The organism is Oxalicibacterium sp. (assembly GCF_035565035.1).
GTDB lineage: Bacteria > Pseudomonadota > Gammaproteobacteria > Burkholderiales > Burkholderiaceae_D > Oxalicibacterium.
Genome location: NZ_DATMTD010000103.1, coordinates 37,208 through 55,726 on the forward strand (window position 1 = coordinate 37,208; position 18,519 = coordinate 55,726).

The following is an 18,519-nucleotide window of genomic DNA, read 5'->3' on the forward strand; positions in this document are numbered from 1 at the left end:
GGTTTTCTGCCGCAGCGTGCATTCCGTTTTAGCCAGCGATTCTGTCCAGCTTGGCCACACTCAGATCGAGCAGTTTCATTCCGTGCCTGCCGAAGTTGATATGTGCACGGGCACTGCTGCCGCTGCCTTCGATATTGACGATCACGCCCTCGCCGAACTTGGCATGCGCAACCGATTCGCCGATGCGCCAGCCGATATCCCTTTTCCCCATGCCTTGCGCAATCTGATTGACACCGGATTCCGGCGCGTCGTCCCATGCCGATTTCTGATTGGCGAACCAGTGATGTTGCTGCACTTTCGGTGACAGCCACTTCAGGGAATCTTCCGGCATCTCGTCGAAGAAGCGCGACCGCATGTTGTAGCGGGTCTGACCGTGCAACATGCGGGTCTGCGAAAAACTGATGTAGAGACGACGTTTGGCGCGTGTGATCGCGACATACATCAAGCGCCGTTCTTCCTCGACGCCGCCTTCTTCCTTCTGCGAATTTTCATGCGGGAACAAGCCTTCTTCCAGCCCGGTGATGAAAACCGCGTCGAACTCCAGCCCTTTGGCCGAATGCACGGTCATCAATTGCAACGCATCCTGCCCGGCCTGCGCCTGATTGTCACCCGCTTCCAGCGATGCATGCGACAGGAAGGCAGACAACGGCGACATCACCGTCACCAAGGGTGCATCCGCATCCAGCACTTCAATGCCGTCTTCCGTCACGATTGCAGGGCCCGCACTCGCCTGGCTTTGCGGACCGAGCAAAGCCGGCGCGTCGTGGCCGAAACCTTCTTCGGAAACGAACAGCGTTGCTGCACTGACCAACTGTTCCAGATTCTCGATGCGATCCGCACCTTCCTTCTCATTCTGATAGTGCGTGATCAAACCACTCGCATCCAGCACGACCTGCACCATTTCCGGCAATGGCAAACGTTGTGTTTCGAAACGCGCGCCTTCGATCAGCTTGACGAACGCGCCCAGTGACGTGCCTGCCTTGCCGGCGATATACGGCACCGCTGCATATAGCGAAATGTTGTACTGCCGCGCCGCATCCTGCAGTTGCTCGATCGAGCGCGCACCGATGCCGCGCGTCGGAAAATTCACTACGCGCAGGAATGCCGAATCGTTATGCGGATTGTCCATCAGCTGAAGATACGCAATCGCATGTTTGATTTCGGCACGTTCGAAGAAGCGCTGGCCGCCGTATACGCGATAGGGAATGCCAGCCGAGAACAACGCATGCTCGATCACCCGCGACTGCGCGTTCGAACGATACAGAATCGCGATCTCGTTACGCGTGCTGCCTTCGGCGATCAGGCTTTTTGCTTCCTCGATGATCCACTGTGCTTCCTGCAGATCACTGGTCGCTTCGTAGATGCGCACCAGTTCGCCGTGACCGGCGTCGGTATGCAGGTTCTTGCCAAGACGTTTGGTATTGTTGGCGATCAGCGTATTCGCCGTGTCGAGAATGTGACCGTGCGAGCGATAGTTCTGCTCCAGCTTGATCAGGTTCTCGACCTTGAACTCGCGCTCGAATGCACTCATGTTGCCGACATTGGCGCCACGGAAAGCATAAATACTCTGATCGTCATCACCGACCGCAAACACCGCCCCTTGCGTGCCCGCCATCAGCTTCAGCCAGTTGTATTGCAGGTTGTTCGTATCCTGGAATTCGTCGACCAGCACGTGCTTGAAGCGCGATTGATAATGTTCTCGCAACGGCTGATTGCGACTCAGCAGTTCATACGTCCGCAACAGCAGTTCGGCAAAATCGACCACGCCTTCGCGCTGGCATTGCTGGTCGTACAGTTCGTATAGCTCGACCATCCTGCGGTTGTAATCGTCGAACGCTTCGACATCCTTCGCGCGCAGGCCGTTGTCTTTCGCGCCGTTGATGAAATACATCAGATTGCGCGGCGGGTATTTCTCGTCGTCGACATTATTCGCCTTCAACAGGCGCTTGATCATCGACAGTTGATCCTGCGAATCCAGAATCTGGAAGGTCTGCGGCAACGCAGCATCGCGATAATGCGCGCGCAAAAGCCGATTGCACAAACCGTGGAACGTTCCGATCCACATGCCGCGCGTATTGATCGGCATCATCGCCGACAAGCGCGTCATCATCTCCTTCGCAGCCTTGTTGGTGAACGTCACCGCGAGAATGCCGCCCGGCGATACCTGGCCGGTCTGGATCAGCCACGCAATACGCGTGGTCAATACGCGCGTCTTGCCCGATCCGGCACCGGCCAGGATCAATGCAGGTTGTGCGGGAAGCGTGACGGCGGCGAGTTGCTCGGGATTAAGGTTGTGAAGAAGATTTTGCATCCGGCGATTATACCGGTCGCGCCTGCGTTACTGGATGCATCAACAGTATTCAAAACGTTTTCCCGTACCTGAGCAGCGATTCAATGATTCGCCGACCTGCCTCCGACCTGCGCAGTCACTTATAATGCTCGATTCGATTCAATTCACTGCAAAATCATGGAATTAGCCAAGTCTTTCGAGCCCGCCGACATTGAAGCCTTCTGGCGCGCCGAATGGGAAAAGCGCGGATATTTCACCGCGCACGTCGATCCAGCCAAACCGTCGTTCAGCATCCAGTTGCCGCCACCGAACGTGACCGGCACGCTGCACATGGGCCACGCGTTCAACCAGACCATCATGGATGGCCTGACGCGCTATTACCGCATGCGCGGCCACAACACCGCGTGGATTCCCGGCACCGATCACGCCGGTATCGCGACGCAGATCGTGGTCGAACGCCAACTCGATGCGCAAAAAATTTCGCGTCACGATCTGGGCCGTGAAAAATTCCTCGAAAAAGTCTGGGAGTGGAAGGAAAAATCCGGCTCTACTATCACCGGCCAGATGCGCCGCATCGGCGCGTCGGCCGACTGGAGCCGCGAATACTTCACGATGGACGAGCCGCGCTCGAAAATCGTCACCGACGTGTTCGTCAAACTGGTCGAGCAAGGCCTGATCTATCGCGGCAAGCGTCTGGTCAACTGGGATCCGGTACTGGGCACCGCGGTATCGGATCTGGAAGTCGTGTCCGAAGAAGAAGACGGCCATATGTGGAACATCCGCTACCCGCTGGCGGACGGTTCCAAATACCAATTCCCGATCGCTTTCGATGAAGAAGGCAACGCCTCCGAATGGGAAGAACGCGATTTCATCGTCGTCGCCACCACGCGTCCAGAAACCATGCTAGGCGACGTTGCGGTAGCGGTCGATGCGACCGACACGCGTTATCAGCAACTGGTCGGCAAGATGTTGAAGCTGCCGTTGTGCGATCGCGAAATTCCACTGATCGCAGACGAATACGTCGACAAGGCGTTCGGCACCGGCTGCGTCAAGATCACACCTGCGCATGACTTCAACGATTACGCGGTCGGTCAGCGTCACAACCTCGACAAGATCAGCATCCTGACGCTCGACGCAAAGATCAACGACAACGCGCCGGCCGCCTATCAAGGCATGGACCGTTACGTCGCGCGCAAACAGATCGTCGCCGATCTCGACGCGCAAGGCCTGCTCGAACTGGTCAAGCCGCACAAGCTGATGGTGCCGCGCGGCGATCGCACCAACGTCGTCATCGAACCGATGCTGACCGATCAATGGTTCGTCGCGATGAGCAAACCGGCACCGGAAGGCACGTTCAATCCGGGCAAGTCGATTGCCGAAGTCGCACTGGAAAAAGTATCCAGCGGCGAGATCAAGTTCGTGCCGGAAAACTGGAGCACGACCTACAACCAGTGGCTCAACAACATTCAGGACTGGTGCATTTCGCGTCAACTTTGGTGGGGTCATCAGATCCCGGCGTGGTACGGCGACGACGGCACATACTACGTCGCGCATGACGAAGCCGAAGCGAAAGCCAAGGCCGCTGCAGCCGGCTACACCGGTAACCTGAAGCGCGACGACGATGTACTTGATACCTGGTTCTCATCGGCGCTGGTGCCGTTCTCGACACTCGGCTGGCCGGAAGAAACGCCGGACTACAAGGCATTCCTGCCATCGTCGGTACTCGTCACCGGTTTCGATATCATCTTCTTCTGGGTCGCGCGCATGGTCATGATGACGTCGCACTTCACCGGCAAGGTGCCGTTCCACACCGTGTACGTGCACGGTCTGGTGCGCGATTCCAGCGGCCAGAAGATGTCGAAGTCCAAAGGCAACACGCTCGATCCGATCGATTTGATCGACGGCATCAGCGTCGACGATCTCGCGGCCAAACGCACCGCCGGTTTGATGAATCCGAAGCAAGCTGCCAGCATCGACAAGGCCACCCGCAAGGAATTCGCGACCGGTATCAATGCCTACGGCACCGACACATTGCGCTTCACGATGGCGAGCTACGCATCGCTCGGCCGCAACATCAACTTCGACCTCGGCCGCGCCGAAGGCTATCGCAACTTCTGCAACAAACTGTGGAACGCGACGCGCTTTGTGCTGATGAATTGCGAAGGCCACGATTGCGGTTTCCGCGATGCGCCGTGCGCGGCCGGAGATTGCGACCCAGGTGGCTACACCGATTTTTCTCAGGCAGATCGCTGGATCGTGTCACTGCTGCAGCGCGTGGAAGCCGACATTGCCAAGGGCTTTGCCGACTATCGTTTCGACAACATCGCGTCGTCGATCTACCAGTTCATCTGGGATGAATATTGCGACTGGTATCTGGAAGTCGCCAAAGTCCAGATCCAGATCGGCACTGAAGCACAGCAACGCGCCACGCGTCGCACCTTGTTGCGCGTGCTCGAAACAATCCTGCGTCTCGCGCATCCGGTCATTCCGTTCATCACCGAACAACTGTGGCAAACCGTCGCACCGCTGACCGGCATCAAGCTGAACCCGGCTGGCGACACGATCATGTTGCAAAAGTATCCGGAATCGCAGCCGGGCAAGATCGACGAAGCCGCAGAACAATGGATGACGGAACTGAAGTCGCTGACGGATGCCTGCCGCAACCTGCGCGGTGAAATGCAATTATCGCCAGCACTGCGCGTGCCATTGATCATGGAAGCGGGCAACGCGGAGCAAAGCACACGTCTGCAATCGTTCGCACCGTATCTGCAATCGCTGGCCAAGCTCTCCGAAGTGCAAGTCGTCGACAAGCTGCCGGAATCCCCTGCGCCCGTATCGATCGTCGGCACCACCAAGCTGATGCTGAAAGTGGAAATCGATGTCGCCGCAGAACGCGAGCGTCTGACCAAAGAGATCACGCGTCTCGATGGCGAGATCACGAAAGCGAATGCGAAGCTGGGCAACGAAAGTTTTGTCGCACGCGCACCGGCACAAGTCGTCGCGCAAGAGAAGGAACGCGTCGCCAACTTCTCGGCCACGCTGGACAAGTTGCGAGAGCAGTTTGCAAAGCTGAAATAAGCGCAGCAGCATCAAATCCTGTCCACAAAAAAGCGCAGCCAAGGCTGCGCTTTTTATTTGTGTAATGACAGACCGATCATCCGTCAATGTGCGCAATCAACGGCAAATGATCGGATGCACGTTTCGCCAGCGGCGTCGCATGTACCTCAATGCGCAACAGGCGATGACGAGGACTGATCCAGATACGATCCAGCGCAAAGATCGGCCAGCGCGATGGAAACGTCCGCATCTCCGGCACTGCCTCGAAATGCGTGACAAGCCGACGCAAACAGCGGCCCCAGACAAACCATTCGTTGAGGTCGCCCATCAAGATGACCGGCATGCGATTCGTATCAAACACTTTCAGCAATCGTCCGATCTGATCGCAGCGCTCGGCCGGCCGCAATCCCAGGTGTGTGGCGACGATGCGAAGAGGATTGCCGCATACATCGATATCCGCATCGAGCGCACCACGCGGTTCGCGACTTCCGAATGAAAGATCGAGCTGCCGCGTCGCAATAACGGGATAACGACTCAGCACGGCATTGCCATATCGACTGCGCGGCGTGTCCTGCACCGCGCCCTCGACCGCATGAAAGCCCGTCGCCTCCTGCAGAATCGGCAGGATGTTGCCGCGCCGGCTGCCGCCGAGCGGCACCTCTTGCAGCGCAATGACGTCTGCATCAATTTCACGCAAGACATCGGCAATGCGTTGCGGCGCAAACTTTCCATCAGTGCCGATCGCACTATGAATGTTGTATGTCGCAACCGTCAGTGGCCACGGATCGGTGTCAGGTGCAGTCGCACAATGGATATCGAGTTTGGTTGCCCGGTCGTTCATGTCCCCCCCGCCTTTTTTCGTTTTACGCTGCGCGATGAATGCGACCGCGTTGCAGCTACCTTGTTTATGGGATGCCGTCACCATACGAAGGTTCCCGACGACATCCGAGCGTAACGTTTATTTAACAATGCGGAAAAACATGCGAAACGATCAATGCCATCGTCACAATAAATGACGCATTCCCGCCACATTGCATGACAAATTTTGCTCAGCAAAAGAGGTTTATCTTAGACTTGCCATGCAGAAATAAATTTTCAAATCTCCTTCAGAACAATTATTCAAAGAGACGAATCCATGAGCTTTCTATCGAATTTCAGAATCGGCACACGCCTTGCCATCGGCTTCACGATGGTCATCGCCCTGTCTGTTGCTTCCACTGCGATCGCGCTGATTCATGCCCGACAGAATGCCGAAGCGACTCGCTTGATGATGGAAGAGCCACTGACCAAGGAGCGCATCACATCCGACTGGTACGTCTTCATTTACTCTGCCATTGCACGTACGGCGATGATCGCGCGCAGCAGTGACGACAAACTGTCCGAAGTCTTTGCCGACGTCATCGCAGACAGCACAAAGCAGGGCTCTGGACTGTTGAAAAGCCTGGAGCCGTTGATTGCCAACGATGAAGAGCGCAAGCTGCTCGATGCATCGATCGCGCTGCGCAAGGTTTATCAAAAGGCGAAGGAAGATGTCATGTCAGCGAAATCTTCCGGCAACAAGGCTGAAGGGGAACGCGTTTTCAATGAAGTCTTCATGCCAGCCGCCAAGGCCTATCAGGAAAAGGTGAAGGAATTCCTGTCGTTCCAGCGAAAGGAAATCGATAACATTTCGATTGATATCGCCGCAGCGCATCAACGCAGCTGGAACCTGATGGTTGCCCTCGGCGTGTTGATGCTGCTGCTCGGCGCCACCTGCGCATTCCTGATCACACGCAGCATCACACGCCCGCTGAAAACAGCGATCGATGTCGCCAGCCGCGCCGCGGACGGCGATCTGACCTCGGAAATCAGCAAGACGTCGAAAGATGAAATCGGCGACTTGATGCGTGCACTGGAAAGCATGAACAGCGGCTTGAAGAAAATCGTCATGGACGTCAAGTCCGGCACCGACTTCATCAACAACGCATCGGCAGAAATTGCCAGCGGCAATCTGGACCTGTCGTCGCGCACCGAGCAGCAGGCTGCCTCGCTGGAAGAAACCGCCTCGTCGATGGAAGAACTCACGTCCACCGTCAAGCAGAATGCAGAGAACGCGCAGCAGGCGAATCAGCTGGCCGTTTCCGCATCCACGGTTGCCGCCAAGGGTGGCGCCGTCGTCAAGGAAATGATCGACACGATGGGTGCGATCGACGGTTCGTCACGCAAGATCGTCGATATCATCGGCGTCATCGACGGTATCGCGTTCCAGACCAACATCCTTGCGTTGAACGCTGCGGTGGAAGCAGCACGTGCCGGCGAACAGGGACGCGGCTTTGCCGTCGTCGCGGCAGAAGTACGCAGCCTTGCACAACGCTCGGCCGGCGCGGCGAAAGAGATCAAGGGTCTGATCGACGATTCGGTCAACAACGTCGATGCCGGCAGCAAGCTTGTCACGGAAGCAGGCAGGACGATGGACGATGTCGTCAGCAGCATTCGCCACGTAACCGATATCATGAACGAGATCATGGCTGCCAGTCAGGAACAGAGTTCCGGCATCGAGCAGGTCAACACCGCGATCGGCCAGATGGACCAGGTCACGCAACAGAATGCTGCGCTGGTCGAGGAAGCCGCCGCTGCATCGCAGTCGTTGCGCGATCAGGCCGACAAGCTGGCACAGGTTGTCAGCGTGTTCAAGATCGATGACAACGCAGTGGTATCGAGCACGACCAAACACGCAGCGCTGTCCGATCATTCCGCATCGCATCCTGCGATCAATTACAAGGCCGCCTGATACTTTAGAGAAACGGTGCATTGCACCGATAAAAAAGGGCGACTGATCAGTCGCCCTTTTTTCATTGCCGGCACGGTATGCCGAGCCTTGTTTGCGTCATCACACGAAAGACAGCGTCAAACCCGGCAGCGCAACGCCGGAGAACGCCGTCGACCATGTCTGCCCTGCCTTGATCGGATAGGCATCGGTCAGCGTGCCGGTTGCAATCAGCTCGCCGGCAGCGAGTGGCGCAAACTGCGGCTGTTCCTTCAGCATTTGATGCAGATGCCAGACTGCGTGCACCGGACTGTCCAGCACGTTGCTTCCAAAACCTGCACTATGCAATGTGTATTCCGTCCCTTCGCTGTACGAAAGCGACACGCTGACGTTGGTCAGGATATCGCCGAGATGGCGGCGCGTTCCTTCCGACAGCACGTGCGGCTCGCCCAGCACCAGCGAACCGTGCAGGCCGAATGCGGCGACCGCATCGGCAGCCTCGAACTTCCAGCCGGGAAAAGGACAAACGGCCAGCTCGAAGCCATGTGTCATCCATTCAATGCACTCCGCAATATCTTCCACGGTGGCATTCGCTTTCGGCGCGCTGCCGAGCTTGAAGACAATTTCCGGTGCGATGCGCGGTTGCACGGCACCTTTCAAACTTTGCAGGCCGTGATTGTTGTCGGCGTAACGCACGGTGTCGTCATAAATGTAGGCCCAGACCGGCGCATTGATCGGTTCGCGCGCACCATAATTGGCCGACGTCGTGCGATTGGCAAAGGCGATTTTTCGGCCGACCGGCATTTCTCCCTGCGCGATCCGGATGTCGGCGATCCGCTTGGCGATGTCATAGCCATCGGCGATCGACAGTTCTGCATCCTTTGTCAGACAAGGGATCTGCTGCGCATTCGCTCGCGCAGTCAACAACTGATGCGCATATCGATTGGCTTGGGTGGACATCAGCATGGTTGGCTCGCAAGGAGGATAAAGATGGAATTTGATTGTCTTCGACGCAACATTTTTGCACAAGGTTTGAATGCTGCAAAGACGCAACGTTCGCAAAAATCAGGCTAGCAGATGAAATAAATTCAATGTGGCAACTGGCTATGACGTCCGGCACAGTTGTTTTGTTACCAACAGACTGCTATCGATTGAAATTCTTCGCCAGGTGACGATCCAACTGATTCGCAAAGTTGCGTGTGTCGGCCTGACTGAATGGCGCGGGACCGCCGGTTTCCACACCGCTGCTACGCAGTTCGTCCATGAAGCTGCGCATGGTCAGAAACTGCTGGATGTTGTCCCTGGTGTAAAACTCGCCACGCGGATTCAACGCAAATGCATTTTTGTCCAGGACGTCGGACGCCAGCGGAATGTCGCCGGTCACGACCAGATCGCCTTCCTGCACCAATCGCACGATTTCATTGTCGGCCACATCAAACCCGGCCGGAACCTGGATCGCCTTGATGAACCGCGATGGCGGCGTACGCAATAGCTTGTTGGCGACCAGCGTGACCTGAATCTGCAGACGGTCGGCGACACGAAACAGGATGTCCTTGATCACGGAAGGACAGGCGTCGGCATCGACCCAGATTTGCATGATCAATTGAAGAAGCAGCGAGGTGCCACCGAAACGGTCATTGCCCGTTCCACAGTTCGCCGCTTGGGTTGGTCTGCGGCGCAGTAATGCCGAAGTGTTGATAGGCGACCGGTGTTGCGACGCGTCCGCGCGGCGTGCGCTGCAGAAAACCTTGCTGGATCAAGTAAGGCTCCAGCACGTCTTCGATCGTGTCGCGTTCTTCGCCGATGGCTGCAGCCAGATTGTCGAGACCGACAGGGCCGCCGTTGAATTTGAAGAGCACCGCTTCCAGCAGCTTGCGATCCATCAGGTCGAACCCGACCGGATCGACATCCAGCATCACCAGCGCTGCGTCGGCCATCGCCTTGGTGATCTTGCCATTGCCTTTGACTTCCGCGTAATCGCGTACGCGGCGCAACAGGCGATTGGCAATACGCGGCGTGCCGCGACTGCGCTTGGCGATTTCGAATGCGCCTTCGTCGTCGATCGGTGCGTTCAGCAATGAAGAACTGCGCGTGACGATTTTTGCCAGTTCGGTCGGTGTATAGAACTCCAGACGCGCAACGATACCGAAGCGGTCGCGCAGCGGATTGGTCAGCATGCCGGCACGCGTGGTGGCACCGACCAGCGTGAAAGGTTGCAGGTCGAGACGCACCGAACGTGCCGCCGGACCTTCTCCGATCATGATGTCGATCTGGTAGTCCTCCAGCGCCGGATACAGGATTTCTTCAACCACTGGCGACAGGCGATGGATTTCGTCGATGAACAACACGTCGTTCGCTTCGAGATTGGTCAGCAGCGCGGCCAGATCGCCGGCGCGTTCCAGCACCGGGCCGGAAGTCTGACGCAGATTGACGCCCATTTCGCGCGCGATGATGTGCGCCAGCGTGGTCTTGCCCAGACCCGGAGGACCGAACAATAAGGTGTGATCGAGCGCTTCACGCCGTTGTCGTGCGGCGGTGATGAAGATTTCCAGCTGACCGCGGATTTTTTCCTGGCCGACATATTCGTCCAGTTGTTTGGGACGCAGTGCGCGCTCGATTGCCTCCTCGTTGGCGGAGGCTGGCGTGGCGGCAATGATGCGTTGTTCGCTGAAATCGTCGGTTTGGATGGTCATGGCTGCATTGTAGCCTGATGGCTCGGGATCGAATCAGTGTCTGGTCTGGTTGCGATTACGCCTTTGACAGCGCCTTCAGCGCAAGCTTGATGCCGTCCGACACGGTACTGCCGGCCGGCACCTGCTTCATCGCCAGCATCGCCTCCTTGTCGGAATAGCCGAGCGCCAGCAATGCGTTCAGCACATCGGACGATACGTCGCCGACTGCGGTCGCGCCGGCACCGATATCGGCACCGAGCTTGCCCTTCAATTCCAGCAGCAGGCGTTCGGCGGTTTTCTTGCCGATACCCGGCACCTTGGTCAGGCGTCCGGCTTCCTGCATCGTGATCGCCTGCGCCAGATCGTGCACCGACATGCCGGACAGGATCGACAGCGCCGTGCGCGCGCCGATGCCGCTGATCTTGACCAGTTCCTTGAACGTGTTGCGCTCTTCGTTCGTTCCGAAGCCGAACAGGATGTGTGCATCTTCGCGCACGGTAAGGTGCGTCAGCAGCGTCACTTTTTCATTCAGGCCCGGCAGGTTGTAGAAGGTGCTCATCGGCACATTGACTTCATAACCGACGCCGTTGCAATCGACCAGCAATTGCGGCGGATTTTTTTCGAGCAGAATTCCGGAAAGACGACCAATCATCGTGATGATCCAAAAGTGAATGTTGAAATGAAAAGACTGCAATGACGATGCTGAACGATCACGCATTCACCCGATCAGACGACCACCGCGCACGCGCATGCCTTTCTTGACCAGTTCGGGTGCCAGTGCACCCAGTGCGGCCAGCGCTTCGCCGCTATGTGCATGACAGATCGCCACGCCGAGCGCATCGGCGGCATCGGTACCCGGCATGCCGGATAAGTGCAGCAAACGTTGCACCATGTCCTGCACTTGTGTCTTCTGCGCCTTGCCATGACCGACAACGGCCTGCTTGACTTGCAATGCCGTGTATTCAGACACCAGCAAATCCGCGCCGACCAGCGCACAAATGGCGGCACCGCGCGCCTGACCCAGCAACAGTGTCGATTGCGGATTGACGTTGACGAAGACTTTTTCGATCGCCGCGCAATCAGGTCGATAGGTCGCGATGATTTCGGACACGCTGCCGAGAATCGTTTTCAGGCGCTGCGGCAAGTCGGCATCCGGCGTCTTGATCGTGCCCGACGCGATGTAGGTGAGCTTGTTGCCCTGCTTGTGAATCACGCCGAAACCGGTCGTACGCAAGCCGGGATCGATGCCGAGAATTTTCATGAAGAAACGCGCGTCGGATGACGCAAAAAGGAGAACGTTCCCATCATAGCCACGTTCTCGCTTTCGGCGTAATTAGTGACGGAAATGACGCGTGCCGGTCAGCATCATCACGATGCCGTGTTCGTCGGCAGCATCAATGACCTCCTGATCGCGCATCGAACCGCCCGGATGGATGACCGAGGTCGCACCTGCATCGACCACGACGTCGAGGCCGTCGCGGAACGGGAAGAACGCATCCGACGCAACCGCAGTACCAACCAGCGACAAACCGGCATTCAACGCCTTGATCGATGCGATGCGGGCGGAATCGATGCGACTCATCTGACCGGCGCCGACACCCATGGTCATGCCATTAGCACAGAACACGATCGCATTCGACTTGACGAACTTGGCGACGCGCCAGGCGAACATCAGATCCTGCAACTGCTGCGGTGTCGGTTGCTTCTTGCTGACGACTTTCAATTCCGCCAACGCAACGTTCTTCGCGTCAGGTGATTGCACCAGCAAGCCGCCGCCGACACGCTTGAAGTCGTGGTTGTTGACCGCCGCATTACCCGCACTCGCGAGCGGAATTTCGAGCAGGCGCACATTCTGTTTGGTCGAGAAAACTTTTTTCGCCTGTTCGCTGAACGACGGTGCGATCAAGACTTCGACGAATTGCTTGACGACTGCTTCCGCCGCATTGCCGTCGAGCTCGCGGTTGAACGCGATGATGCCGCCGAAGGCCGAGGTCGGGTCGGTCTGCAATGCCTTGCTGTAAGCCTCGAACGGCGTGATGCCGACGGCAACGCCGCACGGATTGGCATGCTTGATGATCACGCAAGCGGCCTCGTCGAAGGTCTTTACGCACTCCCATGCCGCGTCAGCATCAGCGATGTTGTTGTACGACAGTTCCTTGCCCTGCAATTGCGTGTAGTTGGCCAATGCGCCGGCTTGCGGATTGACCTCGCGGTAGAATGCAGCAGACTGATGCGGGTTTTCGCCGTAGCGCATTTCCTGCACCTTGTCGAAGTGCAGATTCAATGTGGCCGGATACGAACTGCGCGTCGCATGCTGCTTGTCCGCTCCGAGCGACGTGAAATAGTTGGTGATCGCGCCATCATATTGCGCGGTGTGCGCGAACACTTTTTTGGCCAGCGTGAACTTGGTTTCGAACGTGACGTCGCCGTTGTGCGCCTTCATCTCGGACAGAACCTGTGCGTAATCGCTCGGATCACAGATGACGGTTACATCCTTGTGATTCTTCGCGGACGAACGCAGCATGGCCGGGCCGCCGATGTCGATGTTTTCGATCGCATCTTCCAGCGAACAATGTTCGCGCGCGATCGTCTGCTGGAATGGATACAGATTCACGACGACCATGTCGATGGTCGGGATGCCATGCGTCTGCAAGGCGGCAACGTGCTCCGGAAAATCACGGCGCGCCAGAATGCCGCCGTGCACTTTCGGATGCAGCGTCTTGACGCGGCCGTCGAGCATTTCGGGAAAGCCGGTGTAGTCGGCAACTTCGGTCACCTTGATGCCGTTGTCTGACAGCAGTTTGGCGGTGCCGCCGGTCGACAGAATATTGACGCTCATGTCGGACAACGCACGCGCAAAGTCGAGCACGCCGGTTTTATCGGATACGGAAATTAGCGCTTGTTTGATCATGATGAAGATATCGAGTAATGAAAATGCGGGGAAAAATAAATGCCCAGGTCAAACGGTGCGACAGTCGCCGCGTGCCGAGATCCTGGCGTTATTCGCTTCCCGCAGAGGATCGAAGAAAAAACGGATTCAGCAAATGCGCGCGCATCACAGCATGTCGTGCTGCTGCAGTTTTTTGCGCAAGGTGTTGCGATTGATGCCCAGCATGTCGGCAGCGTGCGACTGGTTGCCTTCGGCTCGTGCCATCACGGCCTCAAGAATCGGACGCTCGACGGTGAACACCACCATTTCATAGACGTTCGACGGTGTTTGCTCACCGAGATCCTTGAAATACTTTTCAAGGCTTTTCTTGACGACGTCCTGGATATTGTCTTTGCTCATGTGATCGGTTGCTCGCGCTTTTTATTGATGCCCGAAGGGCCGGAATCTGTACAACGGTCAGGCCCTGCATTTGAACCCTGCAATCAGGCAGCCAGCCTTTCTTCGGCGGGACGATATTGTAACCGCTCGCCATGTGCCAACTGCAACTCAAAAAATGCGTCGACAGCAGCAAGCTGTTCATCGCAATCCTCGATCCGGTTCATCTGCCGGCGAAACGCCTCGCCCCCCGCGAGGTCGCGCACATACCAGCCGATGTGCTTGCGTGCGGTGCGTACGCCGAGATACTCGCCGTAGAACGCGTAATGCGCGCGCAGATGCTCGTTCATCAATGCGCTGACTTCGGCAATCATCGGTGACGGCAGATAGGTGCCGGTACGTAGGTAATGGTCGATCTCGCGGAATATCCATGGCCGCCCCTGCGCCGCACGACCAATCATGATCGCGTCGGCACCAGTGACCTGCAACACGTGTTTTGCTTTCTCCGGCGTCGCGATATCGCCATTGGCGACCAGCGGAATCGAGACCGCGGACTTCACCGCAGCAATCGTTTCGTATTCGGCATCACCGCTGTAACCGTCGGCACGCGTGCGTCCATGCAGGGTGAGCATCGCGATGCCGCTTTGCTCGGCAATGCGCGCGATGTTCAATGCATTCTTGTGATTGCGATCCCATCCGGTGCGGAATTTCAGCGTGACCGGCACATCGACAGCGGCGACGACCGCTTCCAGAATCTGTGCCACCAATGTCTCATGCTGCAGCAGTGCGGAACCGCACCAGGCATTGCAGACTTTCTTGACCGGACAACCCATGTTGATGTCGATGATCTGCGCACCACGATCGACGTTGTATTTGGCACATTCCGCCAGCATCACCGGATCCGCGCCGGCGATTTGCACTGCCTTCGGCTCCATCTCGCCTTCGTGATTCGTGCGGCGCGACGATTTCTCGGAGGTCCACAGGCGCGAATTGGACGCCGCCATTTCAGACACTGCATAACCGGCGCCGAGTTGTTTGCACAATTGACGGAAAGGCCGATCGGTCACCCCGGCCATCGGGGCGACAAAGACATTATTCACAAGGGAATAGGGACCGATCTTCACGGTGCAGGCGGCTTGAAGGAAAAGCGGTATTTTATCCGTATCCGCCTGTTACCGATGAAGCATCTGCATAAAAAACAGGCAAACGTTGCCTCGTCTACAACTATTGTGGAAGGTTTATTCGGATTTACTGAAGATGGTCGATTTCGTCGAGAGAGGCGTGAGCAAGATGCGACACATCGGCCCATTTGACGATAGCAAAATTACTACCATCCCATGTCACACGATTGATACTCGCATTCAGCACATCGAAATTGCGCGGCAACTCAAAACCCATGCCGGTCGCGCGACGATAAACGGTATCGAGTACTCCGCCATGCGTGACGAGGGCAATACGCCGATGCCCGGCGTGGTTTGCGAGGCGCTCGACGCATTCCAGCGTACGGGCGGCAAATTCTCGCAGCGTTTCCGCATGAAACTCGCCGCTCGGATAGCGCGCATCGATATCGCGACGCTGCCAGGCCGCGTAATCCTCCGGATAGCGCGCATCGATTTCCGGGTGAATCATTCCTTCGAACGCGCCGAAGCAACGCTCACGCAAACCCTTTTCCAGTTGCACATTCATGCCGCGCGGGGTGGCAATCGCCTGCGCCGTGTGCAGGGCACGCAGCAAGTCACTTGAATAAATAGCATCCAGCGGTTCGTCAATCAAACGCCGACCGAGCGCCAGCGATTGGCGCAGGCCTTCGCGATTGAGCTTGATATCGCGATGCCCCTGCAGACGCTTCTCGACATTCCATTCGGTTTCGCCATGGCGAATCAGCAAGAGTTCGATCACGCTTTCCCCACGGCCGGAACGGCAGGATTGAGTGAATAACCGCCGCTCAGCGACGCCTCGGCCAGAACATGACCGGCGATTGCCGCGCGGACCTGCGCGCCAGTGAATCGCCCGTGCACCGGGACGCCGGCAATATCGAGCGCATACAACGTGAAAATATAGCGATGCGCGATGGCGTCGTTCCACGGTGGACACGGGCCGTCGTAGCCGAAATAATCGCCCGACATATCCTTGTCCTGCGAAAACCAGCCGGTGTAATCATTGACGCCATGACGTGCGCCGGCAATCGGTGCATTCGCAATGGCGGGACCAGATTTTCCGCGTGGCGTGATGCCGTCGGAAAACGATGCTGCAGCAATCTGATTAACCGTCGCAGGAATATCCACCAGCGTCCAGTGATAGAAGTCCACGCGCGGCAGATCGACCGGGACAATACGTCCTTCCTGATTGACATCGTCGCCGCGCGACGGCACATCGGGATCGTGAACGACCAGCGCCAGCGATTGCGTACCGGGCGGCACATCGCTCCACGCCAGATGCGGATTCCGGTTGCTCGACATGGCAACATGCGCTGCCGAATCGGCCACGCAAAAAGCGAATTCGTCGGGGATCGCCTCGCCGTCCTTGAAGGAGTCGCTCCACAATTTCATCGTGCCCTCGCGTTCATTCGTTGATGCTGCATTTTAGCGGGATTGGGCCGGACGCATCTTCCGAGGTCATGCTCGATCGGCTTGCGCCGGTTTGATCTGCAGCCAGAAAGTCACCGGCCCGTCGTTGGTCAATGATACCTTCATGTCCGCGCCAAACAGGCCCGTCGCAACCTGCGTGTGCCTGCTTCTCGCCTGTGCGGCAAAATGATCGAACAGTGTGCGTGCGACATCCGGCGCTGCGGCCGGCGTGAAGGAAGGTCGCGTTCCTGAACGCGTATCGGCCGCCAGTGTAAACTGCGGCACCAGCAGCAAGCCGCCGGCAATATCGGTCACACTGCGGTTCATCTTTCCCGCATCGTCCGCGAACACGCGATACGACAACAACTTCGTCAACAACGCGTCGGATTCCTTGGCGGAGTCATCTCGCTCCGCGCATACCAGTACCATCAAACCGGTATCAATCGCGCCGACGACTGCGCCGTCGACCGCGACGCTCGCGTGCGATACCCGCTGCAGCAACGCGATCATTGCATTCGTCCGATCGGAATCGAAACAGCGAATCGCAACACTGGTCGAAGCAACAATCGAGACAAGGTTATGCCGACAACGTTACACGCGCGAACTTGCGCTTGCCGACCTGCACGACGATGGTGCCGGCGTCGACCTTCAATGACTTGTCGCTGATCGCGGTGCCGTCGATGCGCACGCCGCCCTGCTCAACCATGCGCAATGCTTCCGATGTCGACGCGCACAGGTTCGCCTGCTTCAGCAACTGGCCGATACCGAGCGGCGCGCCGCTCAATGCGACATCGGGAATATCGTCCGGAATGCCGCCCTTCGAGCGATTGACGAAATCAGCCAGCGCATCCTCGCCCGCCTGCACCGAATGGAATCGCGCAACGATTTCCTGCGCAAGGAGCACCTTGATGTCGCGCGGATTGCGGCCGCCTTCGACATCCTTCCTGAACTGCGCAATCTCGTTCAGCGAACGGAACGACAACAGCTCGTAGTAGCGCCACATCATCACGTCGGAGATGCTCATCACCTTGGCAAACATCGTATTGGCCGGCTCGGTGATGCCGATATAGTTGTTCTTCGACTTCGACATCTTCTCGACACCATCCAGGCCTTCCAGCAATGGCATCGTCAAAATGCACTGCTGTTCCTGGCCGTAGCTTTTCTGCAATTCACGTCCGACCAGCAGGTTGAATTTCTGGTCGGTGCCGCCGAGTTCCAGATCCGATTTCAGTGCAACCGAATCGTAACCCTGCATCAACGGGTACAGGAATTCATGCAACGAAATCGGCGTGTTGGATTTGAAACGCTTGGTGAAATCCTCGCGCTCCAGAATGCGTGCCACCGTATATTTCGCCGACAACTCGATCATGCCGCGCGCGCCGAGCGGATCGCACCATTCCGAGTTGTAACGAATTTCGGTCCGTTGCGGATCCAGCACAAGACTGGCCTGCGCGAAATAGGTCTTCGCGTTTTCCTCGATTTGTTCTTTCGTCAATGGCGGGCGTGTTGCATTGCGTCCAGACGGATCGCCGATCATCGACGTGAAATCGCCGATCAGGAAAATCACGTTGTGACCGAGATCCTGCAACTGACGCATCTTGTTCAGCACGACGGTGTGGCCAAGATGCAGATCGGGCGCGGTCGGGTCCAGTCCGAGCTTGATGCGCAGCGGCTTGCCGTTCTTTTCGGCACGCGCCAGCTTTTGGGCAAATTCTGATTCGATCAGCAACTCTTCCGCGCCGCGTTTCGCGACCGACATAGCCTCCTGTACAGCATCGGAAAGAGGCAGCGAAGGTACTGCCGTTGTTTGAGAGGAAACGTCCATGTCGAGAAAATTGTAAGAAAAGGGAAAAATGGCGTGTCGGAAAAGCAGAAGTCGGTACAATACCCGCTTGATTTTGCAGCGCTTTTTTTATTTAACC

The 18,519-nt window shown here is 57.2% G+C and carries 16 protein-coding genes; 2 read left to right on the top strand and 14 right to left on the bottom strand.

What is annotated here, in order from left to right; translation table 11 throughout:
* Positions 1–28 precede the first annotated feature (28 nt).
* Entirely contained in the window at positions 29–2,311 is a 2,283-nt protein-coding gene (locus tag VN114_RS10035) for a UvrD-helicase domain-containing protein (RefSeq protein ID WP_325514449.1), read from the bottom strand.
* 156 nt (positions 2,312–2,467) lie between these two features.
* Here VN114_RS10035 and VN114_RS10040 point away from each other — a divergent pair, with 156 nt between their 5' ends.
* Positions 2,468–5,368: a valine--tRNA ligase gene (locus VN114_RS10040; protein WP_325514451.1), complete on the top strand. Its 2,901-nt coding sequence runs from the start codon at positions 2,468–2,470 to the stop codon at positions 5,366–5,368.
* Between the two features lie 76 nt (positions 5,369–5,444).
* On the opposite strand, the gene VN114_RS10045 is transcribed toward VN114_RS10040, so the two are convergent.
* Positions 5,445–6,188 carry an endonuclease/exonuclease/phosphatase family protein gene (locus VN114_RS10045; RefSeq protein ID WP_325514453.1) on the bottom strand — a complete coding sequence of 248 codons (744 nt, stop codon included), beginning with the start codon at positions 6,186–6,188 and terminating at the stop codon, positions 5,445–5,447.
* Positions 6,189–6,482: 294 nt separating this feature from the next.
* Here VN114_RS10045 and VN114_RS10050 point away from each other — a divergent pair, with 294 nt between their 5' ends.
* The gene (locus VN114_RS10050; protein WP_325514455.1) at positions 6,483–8,117 is read left to right on the top strand and encodes a methyl-accepting chemotaxis protein; all 1,635 of its coding nucleotides are present in this window, start codon (positions 6,483–6,485) and stop codon (positions 8,115–8,117) included.
* Between the two features lie 99 nt (positions 8,118–8,216).
* Here VN114_RS10050 and VN114_RS10055 read toward each other — a convergent pair whose 3' ends face one another.
* The 12 genes from VN114_RS10055 to tyrS form a co-directional block, all read right to left on the bottom strand.
* Complete coding sequence (locus tag VN114_RS10055; RefSeq protein ID WP_325514456.1) at positions 8,217–9,059, bottom strand: 4-oxalocrotonate decarboxylase; 843 nt, start codon at positions 9,057–9,059, stop codon at positions 8,217–8,219.
* 178 nt (positions 9,060–9,237) lie between these two features.
* Positions 9,238–9,690, bottom strand: coding sequence for a YaiI/YqxD family protein (locus VN114_RS10060; protein ID WP_325514458.1), 453 nt, complete (start codon positions 9,688–9,690; stop codon positions 9,238–9,240).
* A 37-nt stretch (positions 9,691–9,727) separates the two neighbouring features.
* Complete coding sequence (ruvB, locus tag VN114_RS10065) at positions 9,728–10,786, bottom strand: Holliday junction branch migration DNA helicase RuvB (RefSeq protein ID WP_325514460.1); 1,059 nt, start codon at positions 10,784–10,786, stop codon at positions 9,728–9,730.
* Positions 10,787–10,841: 55 nt separating this feature from the next.
* The gene (ruvA, locus tag VN114_RS10070; RefSeq protein WP_325514462.1) at positions 10,842–11,417 is read right to left on the bottom strand and encodes a Holliday junction branch migration protein RuvA; all 576 of its coding nucleotides are present in this window, start codon (positions 11,415–11,417) and stop codon (positions 10,842–10,844) included.
* Between the two features lie 66 nt (positions 11,418–11,483).
* The gene (gene ruvC / locus VN114_RS10075) at positions 11,484–12,026 is read right to left on the bottom strand and encodes a crossover junction endodeoxyribonuclease RuvC (RefSeq protein WP_325514464.1); all 543 of its coding nucleotides are present in this window, start codon (positions 12,024–12,026) and stop codon (positions 11,484–11,486) included.
* Between the two features lie 72 nt (positions 12,027–12,098).
* Positions 12,099–13,676 carry a bifunctional phosphoribosylaminoimidazolecarboxamide formyltransferase/IMP cyclohydrolase gene (gene purH, locus VN114_RS10080; protein ID WP_325514466.1) on the bottom strand — a complete coding sequence of 526 codons (1,578 nt, stop codon included), beginning with the start codon at positions 13,674–13,676 and terminating at the stop codon, positions 12,099–12,101.
* A 144-nt stretch (positions 13,677–13,820) separates the two neighbouring features.
* Complete coding sequence (locus tag VN114_RS10085) at positions 13,821–14,054, bottom strand: helix-turn-helix domain-containing protein (RefSeq protein WP_325514467.1); 234 nt, start codon at positions 14,052–14,054, stop codon at positions 13,821–13,823.
* Between the two features lie 83 nt (positions 14,055–14,137).
* Positions 14,138–15,154: a tRNA dihydrouridine synthase DusB gene (gene dusB, locus VN114_RS10090; RefSeq protein WP_325514469.1), complete on the bottom strand. Its 1,017-nt coding sequence runs from the start codon at positions 15,152–15,154 to the stop codon at positions 14,138–14,140.
* Between the two features lie 124 nt (positions 15,155–15,278).
* Positions 15,279–15,929 (bottom strand): histidine phosphatase family protein, encoded by a 651-nt coding sequence (locus tag VN114_RS10095; protein ID WP_325514471.1) that lies wholly within the window; start codon positions 15,927–15,929, stop codon positions 15,279–15,281.
* On the bottom strand, positions 15,926–16,579 hold the full coding sequence (locus VN114_RS10100) for a YbhB/YbcL family Raf kinase inhibitor-like protein (RefSeq protein WP_325514473.1): 654 nt from the start codon (positions 16,577–16,579) through the stop codon (positions 15,926–15,928). Before VN114_RS10100 ends, VN114_RS10095 begins: the two co-directional genes overlap by 4 nt.
* A 66-nt stretch (positions 16,580–16,645) precedes the next feature.
* On the bottom strand, positions 16,646–17,107 hold the full coding sequence (dtd, locus tag VN114_RS10105) for a D-aminoacyl-tRNA deacylase (protein ID WP_325514475.1): 462 nt from the start codon (positions 17,105–17,107) through the stop codon (positions 16,646–16,648).
* Between the two features lie 67 nt (positions 17,108–17,174).
* A complete protein-coding gene (gene tyrS, locus VN114_RS10110; protein ID WP_325514477.1) occupies positions 17,175–18,422 on the bottom strand; it encodes a tyrosine--tRNA ligase in 1,248 nt (415 codons plus the stop codon).
* Positions 18,423–18,519: the final 97 nt, after the last annotated feature.